Origin of the sequence: Eggerthella sp., assembly GCF_048329335.1 — a bacterium.
GTDB lineage: Bacteria > Actinomycetota > Coriobacteriia > Coriobacteriales > Eggerthellaceae > Eggerthella > Eggerthella lenta.
This window is the reverse complement of record NZ_DBFEGU010000198.1, coordinates 1-3,787: the sequence shown is the minus strand read 5'-3', so window position 1 is coordinate 3,787 and position 3,787 is coordinate 1. Positions and strand designations below refer to the sequence as shown.

Sequence of the window (3,787 nt, the reverse complement as noted above, 5' to 3'; positions counted from 1 at the left end):
CGGACACGGCGGCAACAGTGGTGAGCACGCCGCCCTCGATGCCGAAACCGCCCCCGTTGAGCAGGTTTCCAACCGGGTAGGCGCTCACCAGGAACGCGGGAACATCCAAGCCGCTCACCGGCATGCCGTACACGACCGACTGGAACAGGTTCCAAGCGATATGGAACCCTATGCACATCCATACATTGCCCGATTTGTAGTACATGAGGGAAAGGGCGATCCCAAGCAATACGATGTTGACGACCGAGAGCAAGGTGACGTTCGGATTGGTGAGATGGATCAACCCGAAGATCAGCGACGGCACGACGATCACCAGGAACCTGCTGTTCGTCCTCCGCAAAACCGACATGATGAACCCGCGATTCATGACCTCTTCGGCGATGCCCACCGCAACGAACACGAGCACCCAGGCGAAAAGCGAGAGAGAAAACGGCGAATTGACCCCCTCGACTACCACGTTGCCGGTGGCGAGCAGCAGCAGGAAGATGGCGCTGCACGCCGCGAAACCCAGCGCCATCCCGACAACGCCGTCTTTCTTGAACCGGGCGCGAAAATCACGGAGGCCGAGGTCTTCCCAACGATACCTCATGATCCTCCACGCAGCCAAGGGGACGGCCAGCATGATGCCCTCCGTCAAGAACTGCAGGGCAACGGGCAGCACCGATGCGCTCATCCAATCGACGAGCGCATCGTATGACGCAGCATCGAGGCTGGCGGCATCAAGAATCATGCGCAAAGCATCGATGAGCAGGGCGGAGAACGCATAGCCGAGAGCGTAGAACGCGGCCATGCACAGCGCGATGATCCATCCGGATCGCACCATGCCATGCTTGTTCTTGAAAATCATCTTCATGACCAACCTTCTTTCTTCGATAGCGCGCGAGCGGCGCCGGCCTAGCGCGCGAACATGAGGCGCTCGCTGTCGAACATGCGCTGCAGCGCAAGCACGCCGACGCCGGCGTACGCGAGGTTGGCGATCACGCAGACTGCCACGTTGAGGGGCTGGAAATCGAACGAGAAGATGCCGATCATGCACTGCACCGAGTTGTACAGCGGAACGAGGTAGTACGCAACCTCGGCCTTCGCGTCGCCGAACATGCCGAGGACGCCCACGAGCATCACCACGATCATGAGCGGCGTCAGGAACATGGTGGCCTCTTTGACCGATTTCGCCAGCGTGGACACCACGGTGATCAGCGCGACGATGACGAGCGTCGTCGACAGGATGACCAGCGCCAGCAACACGTATTCGACCGGGCCGTACACGTTGATGTCGACCGAGCCCTGCATGATGCCGGGCAGCCCCGAGAAGATGCCGATGGCGCTGGACGCCGCGATGAGCAGGCCGATGACGGTGATGGCCAGCACCTTGCCCAGCGCGATATCGTGCCTCTTGATGGGCGTGGCCAGGAGCGTGGCCATGGTGCCGCGCTCCTTCTCGCCCGCCACCGACTCGGCCGCGATGGACATGACGCTGCTGAACACGAGGATGAGCAGCAGAAGCGGCACGATGGACACCACGAGCATGCCCGCGACGTCGCGCTCCTCGGCTACGTCGTAGCCGGCTCCACCCGCGTTGACGTCGAAGCGGTTCGACAGCGACGACTCGTACGCGTCCAGCATCCCTGCGAACGTCGAGCGCGCTTGGCTGGAATCGGGGTCGGTGGAGTTGAAGTAGATCTCCACCTGCGGCGCCGGCACGCCCGACGCGGGGTCGTACGCCGCCACGGCTTCGTCGAAGCCCTCCGGAAACACCGCGAACGCTTTGACGTCGCCTTGCTCGATGCGTTCGCGCATCTCATCGGCGCCGGGCAGCGAAGGCTCGTCCCGCATGTCGACGATCGAATCCGCCGCAAGCGCTTTCACGCTTTCGGGCGCGTTCACCACAGCCACCGCCGGAGGCTTGCTCATATCGGGCTTGAACATGCCGCCCATCGCATCGCCCATGAACGTCCACATGAGGAAGATGAGCAGGCCCGGCAGCACGATGGACGCGAGCGCCGAAGCCTTGTTGCTGAAGAAGCGCGCCAGTTCCTTGCGCGCGATGGCCCACGCGTTGCCTTTCACGATGCCTCCTTCACGCTCGCCGCGTACAGGTCGAAGAACGCGTCTTCCAACGAGCGCTCCCCCGCCACCTCCGACAGCGTTCCCGAGGCCGCCATGCGCCCGTCGATGACGACGCCCACGCGGTCGCACACCTTCTCCACCAGGCTGAAGATGTGGGTGGACAAGAGCACCGTCCTACCGTCGGCCGCCAGTTCCAGCAAGAAGTCGGTCACCGTCTTGGCCGTGAGCACGTCCAGGCCGTTCGTCGGCTCGTCGAAGATGATGACGCGCGGATCGTGCACGAGCGAGATGGCCAGCGACGCCTTCTGCTTCATGCCGGTGGACAGGTCGGCCACCTTCGTCTGCGCGAAACGGTCGATGCCGAAGCGCGCGAACAGCTGGCGCTTGCGCTCGTCGCGCACGGGCGCGTCGACATGGTGCAGCTCGGAGAAGAAGTCGAACAGGTAGTCGGGCGAGAAGACGTCTTCCAGCTTGAGCTCGCTCGTGAGAAAGCCGATGAGGCTGCGCACGCCCGCGGGATCGTCCACGACGGAGACGCCCTCGATCAGCGCGTCGCCCTCGTCAGGCTTCACGAGCGCGGCCAACATGCGCAGCGTCGTGGTCTTGCCGGCGCCGTTCGGGCCGAGCAGCCCGTATATCTCGCCCGGCGCCACGTCGAACGACAAGCCGTCCACCGCGGTCTTCACGCGCGCATCGGTGCGTTCGAGCTTGCGCTGCTTGGCCGAGAGCTTGAAAGACTTCCGCAGGCCTCGTGCGGATATGGCATATTCCATCGGCTCACCTCTTTGAGTCGGATAGGGAACGGTTTTGCATGAGTATAACAGCGAGGGGGGGGGGGCAAGCGTTTTCCGCCCGCACCCCCGATCGAGCGCTCTACGCGGTCGCCGTCGCCGGCTCGTCGGCGTTATCGGGCGCGCCGGCTGCTGCCTTCTCGCCAGCCTCTTCGGCCTCCTCGCGCTCGAGCACCTTCTGCATGGCGGCGATGGCGCACTCGATCTGGCCGTCGTCGGGCTCGTTCGTGGTGAGGTACTGCATCTGCATGCCGGGCCACAGCACCACCTTCACCAGCGGGTTGTCGGGGTTGCTGCCCGCCCACTTCACCGTGATCTCATAGGAGATGCCGGCGATGACGGGCATCAGCAGGATGCGCACGAGGATGACCAGCGCCAGCTTCGGCGCGCCGTCCGGCACGCCCCACAGCTCGATGAGCCCGTTGATGGGCGTCACCGTGTACACGAAGATGGCGATGACCATGACCATGATGAGGAACGCCGTGCCGCAGCGCACGTGCAGGCGCGGGAAGCTGCGCGCGTTCTCGGGCGTGAGCGGCAGGCCGTGCTCGTAGCAGTGGATGGTCTTGTGCTCCGCGCCGTGATAGCCGAACATGCGCTTGATCTCCTGCATGCGGCCGATCAGCCACAGGTAGAACACGAACACGCCCACGCGAAGCAAGCCGTCCACGATGTTCCACAGCACGGTGTTCTGGTCGTACTCGCCCACGATGAGGTTCGTGATGAACGCCGGCGCCACGATGAACAGCACCACGCCCAGCACGAGGCCCAGCACCATCGACACGGCCATCTCTTTCTTGCCGAACTCCACCTCCTCGTCCATGAAGGACTTCTTGGCGGGTTCGGGCCGGGACTGGGACTCGGGAGAGGATTCCGGCTCGGAAACCACCTCGAGGGAACGCTGCGCCCCCAACGCATCGATCATCGTA

The 3,787-nt window shown here is 63.8% G+C and carries 4 protein-coding genes; all 4 read right to left on the bottom strand.

Translation table 11 applies throughout. From position 1 onward, the window contains the following. Window positions 1–853: lysostaphin resistance A-like protein (locus tag ACMO6A_RS06545; RefSeq protein WP_418470945.1), on the bottom strand; the 853-nt coding region annotated here is incomplete at its 3' end. A gap of 41 nt (window positions 854–894) precedes the next feature. After that, window positions 895–2,067 (bottom strand): ABC transporter permease, encoded by a 1,173-nt coding sequence (locus ACMO6A_RS06540; protein ID WP_418470943.1) that lies wholly within the window; start codon window positions 2,065–2,067, stop codon window positions 895–897. After that, window positions 2,064–2,840, bottom strand: coding sequence for an ABC transporter ATP-binding protein (locus ACMO6A_RS06535; RefSeq protein ID WP_009304738.1), 777 nt, complete (start codon window positions 2,838–2,840; stop codon window positions 2,064–2,066). Before ACMO6A_RS06535 ends, ACMO6A_RS06540 begins: the two co-directional genes overlap by 4 nt. A gap of 100 nt (window positions 2,841–2,940) precedes the next feature. Further along, the coding region (locus ACMO6A_RS06530; protein WP_418470940.1) for a DUF1385 domain-containing protein at window positions 2,941–3,787 on the bottom strand (847 nt) is incomplete at its 5' end.